Origin of the sequence: Cellulomonas sp. ATA003 (assembly GCF_031582905.1) — a bacterium.
In the GTDB taxonomy this organism is placed as follows: domain Bacteria; phylum Actinomycetota; class Actinomycetes; order Actinomycetales; family Cellulomonadaceae; genus Pengzhenrongella.
Genome location: NZ_CP133990.1, coordinates 698,572 through 713,122 on the forward strand (window position 1 = coordinate 698,572; position 14,551 = coordinate 713,122).

Sequence of the window (14,551 nt, forward strand, 5' to 3'; positions counted from 1 at the left end):
GCCTGTGGCGCGGCCGACGCCCCATGCCTCGCCGGTAGGGTGTCGGGCGTGCCCGCCCCCGTCTGCTGCGTCTGCCTCACCCCGATGAGCTCGATGGCGACCACGTGGCAGTTCCGGTGTGCCGAGTGCGGCACGCAGGCGTCCGACCTCGACGTCACGATCAACGACAGGGTCGACCTCGTGGACGAGGACGCCCGCGCGACGGGACTGCACGAGCTGCGCAGGCGGAACAACGCGACGGTCGTGGCGCGGGTCACGGCATGGGGGCACCACCCGGGGCGAGGCTGCTCGACGTGGGCAGCGCGCACGGCTGGCTGCTCCGGCAGGCGACCGACGCGGGGCTGCGAGCCGTGGGCGTCGAGCCGGACGTCGCCGTCGCGCGCCGTGCCATCGACGACGGCGCCGACGTGCGGGTGGGCTTCTTCCCCGACGCTCTGCGGCCGGACGACCGCTTCGACGTCATCACGTTCAACGACGTGCTCGAGCACCTGCCGGACCCGCGCGCTGCCGTCGAGGAGAGCGCGAGCCGGCTCGTGCCGGGCGGGCTCCTGGTCGTCAACATCCCGGACCGCCGGGGGTCGTCTACCGTGCCGCCGAGGTGCTGCGCCGGATGGGCGTGCCGGGCGTGTCCGACCGCCTGTGGCAGCGCGGGCTGCCGTCTCCGCACCTGTGGTACTTCGACGCGGACGGCCTGACCCGACTGGGACGGTCGCTCGGCCTGGAGGTGGTCGACGTGGCGCACCTGCCGAGCATGAGCCGGCGGGGACTGTGGTCGCGGGCGCACTTCGACCGCCGCCCGTCGCCGGTCACCGTGGCCTCCGTCGTCGTGGGGTGGCTGGCCGCGCCGCTGCTCAACTCCCGACGGCTGAGCGACATCATGCTGGTCGCCTTCCGCAAGCCGGACGCGTCCTGACGTCACCGCGGCGGGAGCCGGGCCGGCGGCTCTCGCCGCCGCGCCGTCAGCGGGGGCGCTGATGCGCTCCGTGGCGACGAGGCGCTCGCGGCGGGGCGGGTCGGCGGCGAGGTCCGCCGCGACGGGCTCGGCGACCAGGACGAGCGAGCCGTCGGCGGACAGCACCGCGAGCGTCGAGCGCAGCAGCTCGAGCACCGCGTCGTACCGGTCGCCACCGGTCGCCAGGAGCACGCGGGCGCCCGGAGCGGTGGGGGTCGTGGCCGGGGCCAGCAGCTCCGCGTGCGTCACCGCGACGCCGGCGGCGGTCTCGAGCGCGGGACGGTCGGGCTCGGTGCCCGGCACCCACCCGAGGACGTCCCCGTAGGTCATGACGGCCGACGCGGCGTCGATGGCGCCGGGCGGGAGGTCGCCGTCGACGGCCCGCGCGAGCGCCGGGAGCGCCACGGCGACGAGCTGGCCCGCGTCGGAGTGGGTGTCGACCCGGTCGGTGACGACGACGTCGGCCGGCGCCCCGTCGCCACCGACGACGACCGTCGCTCCGCAGCGCCATGCGGACAGCGCCCACAGCACGGTCCGCCAGTGCGGCGGCAGGTCCAGACGGATCCGGGTGCCCGGGCCGGCGTCGAGCTCCTCGACCAGGAGGTTCGTCGTCTTGGACACCCAGTTCGCCAGGACGGCCCCGGAGAGCTCGACCCGCTCACCGCCGTCCCCGTACCAGGTCAGCCGGGGCCGCCCCGGCTCCCGGGTGACGAGGTCGAGCACCTGGGCCACGGACGCGGGAGTCATGGCTCCCAGGGTAGGGCAGCCGCCCGTGCGGTCCCGTCACGGTCGGACCGTCCACCGCCTACCACCTGCCCGCTTGACTATCGGGAACGACACGCGTGTAATTCCCCCAGCGAAATCAACTTCCCGTCGCATTCGAGCCGGAGGCACCTGCATGTGGAATCTGCTCGACGAGGACGGCCCGTTCCCCTCGGACCACGACCGTCCGGTCACCGCGGTGGCCCCCGTGCTGCCCATCTTCGGCACCCCGCAGGACGACCCTGCCATGGGGTGGCAGGAGCGTGCACTGTGCGCCCAGACCGACCCGGAGGCGTTCTTCCCGGAGAAGGGCGGCTCGACGCGCGAGGCGAAGCGCGTGTGCACGGGCTGCGACGTGCGCTCGGAGTGCCTGGAGTACGCGCTCGAGCACGACGAGCGGTTCGGCATCTGGGGCGGCCTGTCGGAGCGGGAGCGGCGCAAGCTCAAGCGTCGCGTGGTCTGACCACCGCCCGTGACGGGCGCACCATAGGGACAGATGACTGACTCACTGGCACCCGTCACCGGACAGATCCCGCTGCGCCGCGGCCCCCGCGTGACCGCGGTGGTCGTGACGCGTGGACCCACCCGCTACCTGGGGACGACGCTGCGTGCGCTCGCGGACCAGAGCCGGCCACCGGACGCCGTCCTCGTCGTGGACGCCAAGGCGCCGTCGACCGACGACTCCGCGGTCGACCCCGCGCGCGTCGACGACCTCGTCCAGGCCACGCTCGGCGGAGCCGACGCGCAGCCGCGCACGGTGCCCGCCCCGGGGGCGCGCACGTTCGGCGACGCCGTGCGCACGGCCCTGGGCGCCCCCGCCGCCAGCCCCGCCACCGCACCCGCCACGGGCACCGCCACGGGCACGCCGGTCGACGCCGACGACGCCGCGGCGGCGTGGCTGTGGCTGCTGCACGACGACTCCGCCCCCGCGCCGGACGCGCTCGCCGAGCTCGTCCGCGTGATCGAGCACGCGCCGTCGGTCGCGGTCGCCGGCGTCAAGCAGCGCGGCTGGTACACCCCGGACCGCCTGCTCGAAGTCGGGCTCACCACCTCGCGGCTGGGTCGGCGCGTGACCGGCGTCGAGGACGGCGAGGTGGACCAGGGCCAGCACGACGGCCGGGAGGACGTGCTGGCCGTCGGGCTCGCGGGGGCGCTGGTGCGCCACGACGTCTGGGACGAGCTGGGGGACCGGACCCGGCGCTCGGCCCGTTCGGTGACGGGCTGGACCTGTGCCGCCGTGCCCGCCTGGCCGGGCACCGCGTGGTCGTGGTCCCGCGTGCCGTGGTCCGGCACGCGCGGGCGTCGTACGCCGGCCTGCGCGACGACGACCTGCTGCACGTCCTCACCGGAGCGGCCGTCCACGACCCCCATCCGCACGTCGCGCCCGACGCCGCCGGCGGACCGCCGCCGCACGACCACCGCCGGTCGTTCGCGACCCGACGGCGGGCGCACGTGCACGCGCAGCTCGCCGCGGTGCCGCTGCCGCTGCTGCCCGTGCTCACGGTCGTCTTCCTCATCGCTGCGGCCTTGCGGTCGCTGTACCGCGTCGCCACGAAGGACGCCGTCCTCGCGACCGCCGAGCTCGCGGCCCCGGTCGTCGCGGTGCTGAACCCGGCGCGGATGGCGCGCTCCCGTGCCCTGGCCCGGAGTACCCGCCGACTGCCGCGACGCTCCCTGCGGCCCCTGCAGGCGTCCTGGCGCGACGTGCTGCGCGAGGAGCGCGACCGGGTGCTCGCGCGCCGTGAGGCGAGCCGCGTCCGGCAGGCGCCCAGCGAGCTCGAGCTCGCCGAGCTCGACGCCCTGGCGACCCGGCGCCGCCTGGGGTTCGCAGCTCTCGGTGTCGCCCTGGTGGCGCTGACCGTGGCCCGGCTCGGGCCGCTGATCGCGGCGGCCGTGGGTGGCCAGTGGCTCGTGGGCGGCGGACTGCTGCCGGCCGGGGCCGACCTCGGCGAGGTGTGGCGGATCGTGACGTCGGGCTGGGTGCCCGGAGGACTGGGGTACCCCGGTCCGGCCGACCCGCTGCTCACCCTCCTCGTGCCGGTCACCGCGCTGACCGGGGGCAGCGCGCAGGCCGCGGTCGCGGTGCTGCACCTCACCGGCCTGCTCGTCGCCGGCGCGGGCGCCTGGTTCGCCGCGGGCGCCGCCACTCGCTCGGTGGGGCTGCGCTGGTGGGCCGCCGTGGTGTGGGTGGCCGTCCCGGCGCTCCACCAGGCCCTGGACGAAGGCCGGCTGGGCGCCGTCGTCGCGCACGCCGCGCTGCCGTGGGTCGCGCTCGGGGTCGCCCGCGCGCTCGGGGTCCACCGCCGCGACGTCGTCGCCTCCGGGCTCGTCGGCGCGCGCTCCCCGCACGACGACGACGCCCCGGACGACGCCCCGGACGCCGGCCCCGACGACCGTGCCGCCCGCACGGCTGCGGACGCCGACGAGCACCCCGTCGAGGCGCCGGTCGCGCGTGGGGCGACGGCGCTCGCCGTGCCCGACCCGACCCGGCCGCCGCCCGTGCCGGGCGTGCCGCCGCGTGACCCGAGCCGCGCACGGGCCGGGTCGATCACCGCCGCCGCCGCGGGCGGGCTCGCGTTCGCGGCGTCCGTCGCCGGTGCACCGGTGCTCCTCCCGGCCGGGCTCCTCGTGCTGCTCGCCGTCGCCGTCGTCGCCCGTGCGCACCGCTGGCGCCTGGTTCTCGTGGCCCTGCCCGCGCTGGTCGTCGCCGGACCGCTCGTCCAGGACGCCCTGAGCCGGTGGGACGCGGGTGGGTGGCGCGCGCTGCTCGCCGAGCCCGGGCTCCCGGTCGCCTCCACCGCGGGACCCGCGTGGCAGGCGCTGCTCGCCCTGCCGACACCGCCCGGCGACCGGGGCGCCGGGCTGGCGCGGTGGGTGGGCGACGACCTGGCCGCGGTGCTGCCGTACGTGCTCGGTGCGGTCCTCGTCCTGCTCGCGCTCCTCGCGCTGCTGCGCGGTGCACCGGTCACCCGGGGGTGCGGGTGGGATGGCTGACCGCCGTGTGCGGGCTCGGCGCCGCGGTGGTCGCGGGCCGGGTCGGGACCGCCGTGGTCGGCGGCGAGGTGGTGCGCGGGTGGCCGGGCGCGGGGGTCTCGCTCGCCGTGCTCGGGCTGCTCGCCGCCGCGGTGCTCGGCGCCGACGGGGTGCGCGCCCGGGTGGTCCCGCACGTGTTCGGCCGCCGCCAGGTCGCCGCCGGCGCCCTGGCGGTCGCCGCGGCCCTCGCCCCCTCGCGCCGCTCGCGGCCTGGTTCGGCGCCGCGCCCTCGGTCGGGACCCCCGACGGGGACGGGCCCGTCGCCGTGTCCGGCGTCCGGGCGCCCGTCGTGCCGGCGGTGGGGCGGCAGGCCCAGACGTCCGAGGCCCGCTCCCGGGTGCTGGCTCTCGCGGCGGCCGACGACGGCGGCGTCGCCTTCACCCTGCTGCGCGGCGACGGCCCGCAGCTCACCGACAGGTCCGCCGCCGTGCGGGCGAGGGACCTGACCGGCGGTGGCGGTCGGCCGGAGGTCGTCGACCCCGCCGCCGACACCGCGACGCGCGAGGTGGAGCGGCTCGTCGCGCGGCTCGCCTCCGGTGCGGTGGGGGACGTCTCGGCCGACCTCGCACGCCTCGCCGTCGGTGCGGTGCTCGTGCCGCCGGCCCCGCAGCCGTCGACCGGGACCACCACCGCCGCCGACCCGGACGCCGACGCCGCGCCCGCCGCCGCTCGCGGCGAGCTCGTCGGTCGGCTCGACGCGACCGCCGGGCTCGAGCGGATCACCGAGAGCGAGACCGGCGTCATCTGGCGCGTGGTCACGCCCGCCGCACCCGCCGCCGGTGCCGCACCCGACGAGGACGGCCCCGACGACGCCGCCCCCGACGACGCCGGCCCCGCCGACGCCGACGGCGCCGACCCGGGGGCCGCCGCCACCCCCGTGACCGCGTGGGCCCGACTCGTGGAGCCCGGGTCCGAGGCGACCGCCCTCCCGGCGCAGACGCTCGTGGTCGAGACGCGCGTGCCGTCCGGTGCGGACGGCCGGACCGTCGTGCTCGCCGAGCGCGCCGACCCGGGCTGGCGCGCCACGTTGGACGGCCGCAGGCTGACCGCCGCGCCGGACGGCTGGCGCCAGGCGTGGCAGCTCGGCGCGTCCGGCGGTGAGCTGCGGATCGCCTACGCGCCGACCGACCAGCGGGTGTGGTCGGTCGTCCAGGCCGTGGTGCTGGGCCTCACCGCCCTGCTGGCGCTGCCGCTGCGCCGCCGACGCGGAGGTGCCCGATGAGGCGCCGTACCGCGCGGGTCACCCGACTGGTGACCGGGGTCGCCGTCGTCGTGGCCGCCGCCGGCGTGGCCGTGGCGGGCTCGGTCCCGGCCGGTCCGCCACGCGTCGAGGCGACCGCGTCGGTCGTCCAGGTGCCGCCCACCGCGACGACCCTCGTGTGCCCCGGCCCGCTCGTGCAGCCGGACGGCGGCGCGTCCGGCGACGCCGCGTTCGACCCCACCCCGGTAGACACCCTCACCACGCAGCGGGTGGTCACGACCGCCCCGCCGGGAGCGGCGGTCGCCGCGCCGGTCACGCTGTCGCCGCTCGGGGGCGGGCCGGCGCTGCTCGACCTGTCCGCGTCGGGGTCTCCCGCTGCACGGGTCGGTGGCGTGGCCGGCGTCGACGGGCCGACGCTCCTGCGGGCCGAACCCGCCGGTCCGGTGGCCGCACCGGCCGGTGGCGCGAGCGCCTCGGTGACCACCGAGGGCGACCTGCGGGGTCTGGCCGCGGCCTCGTGCCAGCTGCCCACCGCGAGCAGCTGGCTGGTCGGCGGCAGCACCGAGGTCGGCAGCAGCGCGCTGCTCGTCGTCGTGAACCCCGGGCGCACCCCGCCGAGGTGTCCCTGCGGGTGTGGGGCCCGAGCGGCCCGGTGGAGGCCGTCGGCGGCGGCACGTTCCTCGTCGCACCGGGCGCCGAGCGCGCGGTGCTCCTCGAGGGCGTCGCGGCGGAGCAGCGTCGCGTCACGGTGCACGTGACGGCGGCCGGTGGCCTGGTGTCGGCGCACGTGCAGGACAACCGGCTCGACGGGTTCACGCCGGCGGGTACGGACCTCGTCACGGCCGGCGCCGCGCCCGCGACCCGCCAGGTGGTCGGCGGGATCGTCGTCCCGGCGAGCGAGACCGGTGCCCCCGACACCGCCCAGCTGCGACTCCTCGCGCCCGGGGAGGAGCGGGCGGCCGTCCGGCTCACGCTGCTCGGGCCCGACGGGCCGGTGTCGCTGCCCGGCGCCGAGCGGCTCGTCCTGGGCCCCGGCGAGGTGACCGACGTGTCCCTGGCCGGGCTGCCGACGGGCGCCTACACGGCCGTCGTCGACGCCTCCACACCGGTCGTCGCGGGCGCGATGATCACGCGCCAGGGCCCGCCGGTCGAGCTCGACGACATCCCGACGCTCGAGCGCGCCTGGGTGCCCTCCGGTGAGGTGGGGGCGGCCGGTGCGGTCGCGGTGCCCGACGGCGTGAGCGGGACGGTCGTCGTCGGCTCGGTCGCGCCCCTGGGGTGGACGCCGACGACGACGGCCTGGCACCGGCCGGTGGGGTGCTGCGGGCGCTGGACGCGGAGGGTCGCGTGCTCACCGAGCGGAGCCTGCAGGTGCCCGCCGGGACGACCCTGCGGGTCGACGCGGCCGAGCTCGGGGCCGGTCAGCCCGTCGCCGCGGTCGAGCTCGTGCCGGACGGCGCCCGGTCGGGCTCGGCGGACGACGCCGACGACGCGGACGACGCGGCCGACGCCGACGACGCGGCCGACGCCGACGACGCCCGCGCGTCCCTGGCGTGGTGGGTCCTCGCGACGGCCGGCAGCGGACCCGACGAGCTGGTCTCCGTCCTCGCCCCCGTCCCGGGGCCGCAGGCGCCGCCGGCGGTCCGGGTGCACCGCGCGGAGCGGCTCGGCCTGCCCTGAGCCGCGGTGAGGTGGTGCCCGGTCAGCGCGACCGGCGCACCTCGACCGCCTCCCGCAGCGCCAGGCCCAGCGTGATCGCCGCCCGCAGGGGGCGTGGTACCAGCGGTGGTAGCGACGGTGCAGGTAGCGGCGGGCGCTCGCGTGGTGGGCGGCGATCATGCGGGCCGGGCGGTCCCGCCACGACGTCCCACCGACGTGGGTGACCTGGGCGGACGGCACGTACACGTTGCGCCAGCCGGCCAGACCGAGCCGCTCACCGAGGTCGACGTCCTCGAAGAACATGAAGTAGCCGGGGTCGAAGCCCCCGACGGCCTCGAACGCCTCCCGGCGCACCAGCAGGCACGCACCGGACAGCCAGCCGGCCTCGCGCTCGGTGCGCTCGGCGGACTCCTGGCGGCGCTGGTAGGCGCGCGTCCACGGGTTGCGCGGCCACAGCCGCGCGAACACCGCGTGCCCGACGCCCTGGGTCAGCGACGGCAGCGCACGCGCCGACGGGTACACCGAGCCGTCCGGGTTGAGCAGCGTCGGTCCGAACGCGCCGCCGGACGGGTGCCGGTCCGCGGCGTCGAGCAGCGCGTCCAACGACCCCGGCGACCACACGATGTCAGGGTTCACCACGACGAGCCACGGCTCGGTGCCGCCCTCGGCGCCGCGGTTCGCCGCGCGTCCGTACCCGACGTTCTCGCCGATCCGCAGCACCTGGCCGCCGTGGGCGGCCGCGACCCGCTCGGGGCGGTCGTCGGTCGACCCGTTGTCCGCCAGCACGAGGGTCACCGGGCTCGTGGTCGCGGTCGCGAGCGAGGTCGCGAGGTCCTCCAGCTCGGGACCGGGTCGGTACGTCACGCAGACGACGCGGACCGGCGGGCGTGAGGAGGGGCTCATCGCGCCACAGGCTAGTGCCCGCCGCTGTACTCGGGGTCCACCTCGTCCGGGCTGCGGGCCAGCAGGTGCGCGACCTGCTCGACGACGACGTCGCGCACCAGGTCCTCGAGCTCGTCGGCGTCCAGGGCCCGCGTCTCGACGGGCCGCCGGTAGACGACGATCCGGGCGGGCAGGCCCGCGTCGGCGGGGAAGTACCGGCCGAGCGGGACACCACCGTGCTCCCATGGGGCGGGCTGCGACGGGGGACGTCCTCGACCGCGAACTCCGCGCCGTCGAGCTGGCGCGACCACCGCTTCTCGAGCCGCTCGACCGCGGCCAGCACGACGTCGTCGAACCGCTCGGCGCGGGTGCGGTAGGCGGGCAAGGACGGGGGCACCATGGGCCCGCGCAGTCCGCGACCCCGACGGTCACGGCGCCGCACCGGCTGGACGGGCTCACGGGGAGCGGGCGCTCTGCTCACGTCAGCACCCTAGTCCGCGTGCTGCGGGGTCCGGCGGGCCGGCGGATCCGGCGGGTCCGGCAGGCGGCATGCGCCGGTTCACCCGCTCGCGCCGCGTGCCGGTGCCTGCGCCCGCGCGGCGGGCAGGTACCGTTCGCGTGTGAGATCGGTCCGTCAGTGCACGCGCACCGCCTGCGACAGCGGGGCGGTGGCGACCCTGACGTACGTGTACTCCGACCAGACGGCGGTCCTCGGGCCGCTGGCGAACCACGCCGAGCCGCACTCCTACGACCTGTGCGCCGAGCACGCGGAGCGTCTCACCGCACCGCGCGGCTGGGAGGTCGTGCGGCTCACGCCGGACTTCGAGCAGTCGGGCCCGAGCCCCGACGACCTCCTGGCGCTCGCGGACGCGGTGCGCGAGGCGGGACGCCCGCGTCGCCAGCCCGGGCCCGAGCCGCTCCCGGTCGCCGAGGTCGGCCGTCGAGGACATCTCCGCGTGCTCCGCGGAGAAGGACGTCAGGGTTAGGGTGGTCACGATGAAGCGAACCGACGCCGCGGCGCTCCCGACGACGTTCCCCACTCCTGCTGGTGCCGTGACGGCCGCCCGCACGAGCGCGCGACGCACCTCGTCGGTACCCACGCAGCGCCGCCGCCCGGCCGAGGCGCCGCTCCCGCTCGGCTCGCTCCTCACCGACCCGGCCGCCACCCGCACCGCGCCGTGCGCCCAGTGCTCGGGCACGTCGCTGACCCGGCTGCCCATGGTGCTCACGGACGGCAGCGCGGTGACGTTCGTCTCCTGCCACGACTGCGAGACCCGGGCGTGGGTCGCCGCCGACGGCGCCGCGGTGGAGCTCGACGCGGTGCTCAGCAGCGCGACCAAGGGCTGACGCCCCGCCCGACCCGGCGGCGGACCCGTGTGGACCAGCCCGGCGCGAGTGTGCCACCCGGCACTGACTAGGCTGTCGGGGTGCCCCAGAACAGCTCTCTGCCCGTCGACCCGCCCGTCGACCTGTCCGCTCTGATCAAGGCCTACGACGTCCGGGGCGTCGTCCCGGACCAGTTCGACGCGCGCGTCGCCCGGGCGATCGGTGCCGCGTTCGCCGACGCCGTCGTGCTCCCGGACGCCACCGGTGCCGGCACCGCCGGGCGCCCCACGGTGGTCATCGGCAACGACATGCGGCCCTCCGGGCCCGAGCTCGTGGGCGCGTTCGCCGACGGCCTCGCCGCGCGTGGGGTGGACGTCGTGCGCATCGGGCTGTGCTCGACCGACGGGCTCTACTACGCGTCGGGCTCGCTCGCGATGCCGGGGGCGATGTTCACCGCGAGCCACAACCCGGCCGAGTACAACGGGATCAAGCTGTGCCGGTCCGGCGCCCGTCCGGTCGGCCAGGACACCGGCCTCACGCAGGTCCGCGACCTCGCCGGGGCCTACCTGACCGACGGCGTCCCCGAGGTGGACGACGCCGCCCGCGGGCAGGTCACGGACCGCGACCTCCTCGCCGACTACGCCGCCTTCCTGCGCGGGCTCGTCGACCTGTCCGGGATCCGCCGCCTGAAGGTCGTCGTCGACGCCGGCAACGGCATGGGCGGGCACACCGCCCCCGCGGTCCTGGGCACCGGTGCCGGGCTGCCCGAGCTGCCCCTCGACGTCGTCCCGCTGTACTTCGAGCTCGACGGCACCTTCCCCAACCACGAGGCCAACCCGCTCGAGCCGGAGAACCTGCGCGACCTGCAGGCGGCCGTCGTCGAGCACGGCGCCGACCTCGGGCTGGCCTTCGACGGCGACGCCGACCGCTGCTTCGTCATCGACGAGAACGGCGACCCGGTCAGCCCGTCCGCGATCACCGCGCTGGTCGGGCTGCGGGAGGTCGAGCGCGAGCGGGCCGCCGGCCGCGACGCGATCATCATCCACAACCTCATCACCTCCCAGGTCGTCCCCGACCTGGTGACCGCCGCCGGCGCCACCGCGGTGCGTACCCGGGTCGGCCACTCCTTCATCAAGGCGCAGATGGCCGAGCACGGCGCCGTCTTCGGCGGCGAGCACAGCGCGCACTACTACTTCCGGGACTTCTTCTTCGCGGACACCGGCATGCTCGCCGCGATGCACGTGCTCGCGGCCCTGGGCAGCCAGGACGCCCCGCTGTCGGCGCTGTCGGAGGCGTACCAGCCCTACGTCGCCTCGGGGGAGATCAACTCCCGCGTCGAGGACGTGCCGGCCGCCCGGGCACGGGTCGTCAAGGCGTACGTCACCGACCAGGGCGCCGGCCCGGTCGAGGTCGACGAGCTCGACGGGCTGACGGTCTCCCACTGGGAGAGCCACCCGCGCTGGTGGTTCAACCTGCGCGCGTCGAACACCGAGCCCCTCCTGCGGCTCAACGTCGAGGCCGCCGACGAGGACATCATGGAGAAGGTCCGCGACGACGTCCTCGCGCTGGTCCGGCAGGACACCCCGCCCGCCGCCGCGGCCGGCGTCACCGGCGCGACCGGCGTGTCCGGTGCGGACGTCGCCGCCGAGGGCGACCGATGAGCACCGGCCAGCGACCCGCGCCCCCCGCGCTGGAGCCGTGGCTGCGGGACATCCTGCGGTGCCCGGTGACGGGTGCGACGCTCGTCGACGGCGTCGGGCCCGACGGGACGCCGGAGCTCGTGTCGACCGACCCGGAGCAGCCGCTGGCGTACCCGGTGCGCGACGGGATCCCGGTGCTCCTCGCCGGCGACGCCCGGCGGGTGGACGACACCTGAGCGCTGGTCGCGCACCGGTGACCGCCCGGGCCTAGCCTTGCCGCGTGCCGGCGCCCACGGGGGCCCGGCGGGCGGTCGGCCGGGTGGCGGACGGCCCGGACGCATCGACGGAGGGGACCCCCATGGCCGGCGGCCTGGCAGCGCTCTTGGACGACATCGCGGCGCTGGCGAAGGTCGCCGCGGCGTCGGTGGACGACGTCGCGGGAGCCGCCGGCCGGGCCAGCGCGAAGGCCGCGGGCGTCGTCATCGACGACACCGCCGTGACGCCGCGCTACGTCCACGGGTTCGCGGCGGAGCGCGAGCTGCCGATCATCCGGCGCATCGCGGTCGGGTCGCTGCGCAACAAGCTGCTGCTCATCCTCCCGGCGCTGCTGCTGCTCAGCCAGTTCCTGCCGTGGCTGCTCACGCCGATCCTCATGGTGGGGGGCACCTACCTCGCGTTCGAGGGGGCCGAGAAGATCTGGGAGCTCGTCACGGGGAAGGCGAAGCACGAGACCGCCACCCCGGTCGCCGTCCAGGGCGAGGACGTCGAGAAGACCATGGTGTCCGGCGCGATCCGCACCGACTTCATCCTCTCCGCGGAGATCATGGTGATCTCCCTCAACGAGGTCGCCGACGAGCCGCTGCTGTCCCGCGCCGTCATCCTCGTCGTGGTCGCCCTCGGGATCACGCTGCTGGTCTACGGCGTGGTCGCGCTCATCGTGAAGATGGACGACATCGGGCTCCGGCTCGCCGCGACGAAGCAGGGCGCGGTCGCCGCGTCCGGGCGCTTCCTCGTCCGCGCGATGCCCAAGGTCCTCGCGGTGCTCTCCACCGTCGGCATCGTGGCGATGCTGTGGGTGGGTGGCCACATCCTGCTCGTGGGCGCCGACGAGCTCGGCTGGCACGCGCCCTACGACCTCGTGCACCACGCGGAGGAGGCCGTGCACGGCGTCGCCGGGATCGGCGGCTTCCTCGGGTGGCTGGCGAACACGCTCGCCTCGGCGCTGGCCGGTCTCGTGGTGGGCGCCGTCGTCGTGGCGGTCATGCACCTCGTGCCGCACCGCAAGCACGCCGCCGCGGCGCACTGACGCCGCCTGCCGCCGACGGCGGCGACCGTCCGGCTGCCGCGCCGGCTGACGCACTGGCCAGGCGTCACTCCTCGCGGACGGTCCCCGCCTGGACGACCCACCGCCGACCGACCCGCACCGCGTCGAGCATGCGGCGGTCGTGCGTGACCAGCAGCAGCGTGCCGGTGTAGGACTCCAGGGCCGCCTCGAGCTGCTCGATCGCCGGCAGGTCGAGGTGGTTGCTCGGCTCGTCGAGCACCAGCAGGTTGACCCCGCGGGCCTGGAGCAGCGCGAGGGCGGCGCGCGTCCGCTCCCCGGGGGACAGCGACGCCGTCGGGCGCAGGACGTGCGCCGCGCGCAGCCCGAACTTGGCCAGCAGCGTCCGGACCTCGGCGTCCGGCCAGTCGGGCACCTGGGCGGCGAACGCGTCACGCAGCGGCGCAGGGAGTCCAGCACCGCCCGCGCCTGGTCCACCTCGCCGACGGCGACGCTCGCACCGAGGGACGCCGTGCCGGCGTCGAGCGGGACGCGGCCCAGGAGCGCGCGGAGCAACGTCGTCTTGCCCGCCCCGTTGGGCCCCGTGACGGCGACCCGGTCGCCGGCGTCGAGCTGCAGGTCGACGGGGCCCAGCGTGAAGCCACCCCGCCGCACCACCGCACCGCGCAGCGTGGCGGCCACCGAGCTGCCACGGGGTGCGGCGGCGATCTCGTACCGCAGCTCCCACTCCTTGCGCGGCTCGGCCACCTCCTCGAGCCGTTCGATCATCCGGTCGGTCTGCCGGGCCTTGGCGGCCTGCTTCTCCGACCCCTCGCGCATGTGGTGGCGGATGTTCTTGTCCGGGTCGCCCTTGCGCACGGCGTTGCGCACACCCTTGTCCATCCAGCCGCGCTGCGTCCGGCCGCGCTCCTCCAGGCCCGCGCGCCGGTCGGCGTACTGGTCGTAGGCCTCGCGGGCGTGGCGGCGCGCGGTCTCGCGCTCCTCGAGGTAGGCGTCGTAGCCGCCGCCGTAGACCGCGACCTGCTGCTGGGCGAGGTCGAGCTCGACGACGCTGGTCACGCACCGGGCGAGGAACTCCCGGTCGTGCGAGACGACGACGACGCCGGCGCGCTGCCCCTGCACGAACGCCTCCAGGCGGGCCAGCCCGTCCAGGTCGAGGTCGTTGGTCGGCTCGTCGAGGAGCAGCACGTCGAACCGGGACAGCAGCAGCGCGGCGAGCCCGACCCGTGCCGCCTGCCCACCGGACAGGCCGGTCATGGGGTGCTCGAGGTCCAGGCGCAGCCCGAGGTCGGCGAGCACCTGGGCCGTGCGCTCCTCGAGGTCCGCCGCGCCCAGCGCCATCCACCGGTCGAACGCGCGCGCGTAGGCGTCGTCGGACCCGGGCTCGCCGGTGGCCAGCCCCTGGGCGGCGTCGTCGAGCGCGGCCTGGGCGTCGGCGACGCCGGTCCGGCGGGCGAGGTGCTCGGCCACGCTCTCCCCGGCCCGGCGCTCGACCTCCTGGGGGAGCCAGCCCACGAGGGCGTCCGCGGGGACGTCGTCACCGAGCCGGTCGCCGGGGCGTCGATCCCGGCCAGGATGCGCAGCAGGGTCGACTTGCCCGCGCCGTTGGCACCCACGAGGCCGACGACGTCACCGGGGCCGACGGTCAGCGACAGGTCGTCGAAGAGCGTGCGGTCGGCGTACGCGGCACCCACGCCGCGGGCCAGGAGGGTGGCGGTCATGCCCCGAGTCTCCCAGTGCCCGGCCTCGGCGGTGACGACGGGAGCCGCTCGCCCCGGTCACGGGGAGCGGCTCCGGTCGTGCTCGGTCGGGGG

General features: G+C 76.9%; 10 protein-coding genes and 4 pseudogenes. 10 read left to right on the forward strand and 4 right to left on the reverse strand.

Going from position 1 to position 14,551, the window contains the following annotated elements; all coding sequences use genetic code 11:
- Positions 1-260: 260 nt before the first annotated feature.
- The gene (locus REH70_RS20320; RefSeq protein WP_396134721.1) at positions 261-695 is read left to right on the forward strand and encodes a class I SAM-dependent methyltransferase; all 435 of its coding nucleotides are present in this window, start codon (positions 261-263) and stop codon (positions 693-695) included.
- A 290-nt stretch (positions 696-985) separates the two neighbouring features.
- Here REH70_RS20320 and REH70_RS20325 read toward each other — a convergent pair.
- Positions 986-1,699 (reverse strand): annotated as a pseudogene (locus REH70_RS20325) (TIGR03089 family protein); the annotation flags it as partial.
- 151 nt (positions 1,700-1,850) lie between these two features.
- Here REH70_RS20325 and REH70_RS03550 point away from each other — a divergent pair.
- From REH70_RS03550 to REH70_RS20330, 4 genes and pseudogenes are all read left to right on the forward strand, one after another.
- Complete coding sequence (locus REH70_RS03550; RefSeq protein ID WP_310752307.1) at positions 1,851-2,177, forward strand: WhiB family transcriptional regulator; 327 nt, start codon at positions 1,851-1,853, stop codon at positions 2,175-2,177.
- Positions 2,178-2,210: 33 nt separating this feature from the next.
- The gene (locus REH70_RS03555) at positions 2,211-3,323 is read left to right on the forward strand and encodes a glycosyltransferase (protein WP_310752309.1); all 1,113 of its coding nucleotides are present in this window, start codon (positions 2,211-2,213) and stop codon (positions 3,321-3,323) included.
- Between the two features lie 1,689 nt (positions 3,324-5,012).
- Entirely contained in the window at positions 5,013-5,969 is a 957-nt protein-coding gene (locus REH70_RS03560) for a hypothetical protein (protein ID WP_310752311.1), read from the forward strand.
- Positions 5,966-7,638 (forward strand): annotated as a pseudogene (locus REH70_RS20330) (DUF5719 family protein). Before REH70_RS03560 ends, REH70_RS20330 begins: the two are co-directional and overlap by 4 nt.
- Positions 7,639-7,742: 104 nt before the next feature.
- Here the strand turns inward: REH70_RS20330 and REH70_RS20335 are convergent.
- A pseudogene (locus tag REH70_RS20335) lies at positions 7,743-8,510 on the reverse strand (glycosyltransferase family 2 protein); the annotation flags it as partial.
- An 11-nt stretch (positions 8,511-8,521) separates the two neighbouring features.
- Complete coding sequence (locus REH70_RS03575; RefSeq protein WP_310752318.1) at positions 8,522-8,800, reverse strand: metallopeptidase family protein; 279 nt, start codon at positions 8,798-8,800, stop codon at positions 8,522-8,524.
- Positions 8,801-9,109: 309 nt separating this feature from the next.
- On the opposite strand from REH70_RS03575, the gene REH70_RS03580 reads away from it, so the two are divergent.
- From REH70_RS03580 to REH70_RS03600, 5 genes are all read left to right on the forward strand, one after another.
- Positions 9,110-9,475 (forward strand): DUF3499 domain-containing protein, encoded by a 366-nt coding sequence (locus REH70_RS03580; protein WP_310752319.1) that lies wholly within the window; start codon positions 9,110-9,112, stop codon positions 9,473-9,475.
- A gap of 10 nt (positions 9,476-9,485) precedes the next feature.
- Complete coding sequence (locus REH70_RS03585) at positions 9,486-9,836, forward strand: hypothetical protein (protein ID WP_310752321.1); 351 nt, start codon at positions 9,486-9,488, stop codon at positions 9,834-9,836.
- An 80-nt stretch (positions 9,837-9,916) separates the two neighbouring features.
- Entirely contained in the window at positions 9,917-11,476 is a 1,560-nt protein-coding gene (locus tag REH70_RS03590) for a phosphomannomutase/phosphoglucomutase (protein WP_310752323.1), read from the forward strand.
- Positions 11,473-11,691, forward strand: a complete 219-nt coding sequence (locus REH70_RS03595) for a hypothetical protein (RefSeq protein WP_310752325.1) — start codon at positions 11,473-11,475, stop codon at positions 11,689-11,691. Before REH70_RS03590 ends, REH70_RS03595 begins: the two co-directional genes overlap by 4 nt.
- Positions 11,692-11,813: 122 nt before the next feature.
- On the forward strand, positions 11,814-12,761 hold the full coding sequence (locus tag REH70_RS03600) for a DUF808 domain-containing protein (RefSeq protein WP_310754128.1): 948 nt from the start codon (positions 11,814-11,816) through the stop codon (positions 12,759-12,761).
- Positions 12,762-12,825: 64 nt separating this feature from the next.
- On the opposite strand, the pseudogene REH70_RS03605 reads toward REH70_RS03600, so the two are convergent.
- Positions 12,826-14,458 (reverse strand): annotated as a pseudogene (locus REH70_RS03605) (ABC-F family ATP-binding cassette domain-containing protein).
- Positions 14,459-14,551 lie beyond the last annotated feature (93 nt).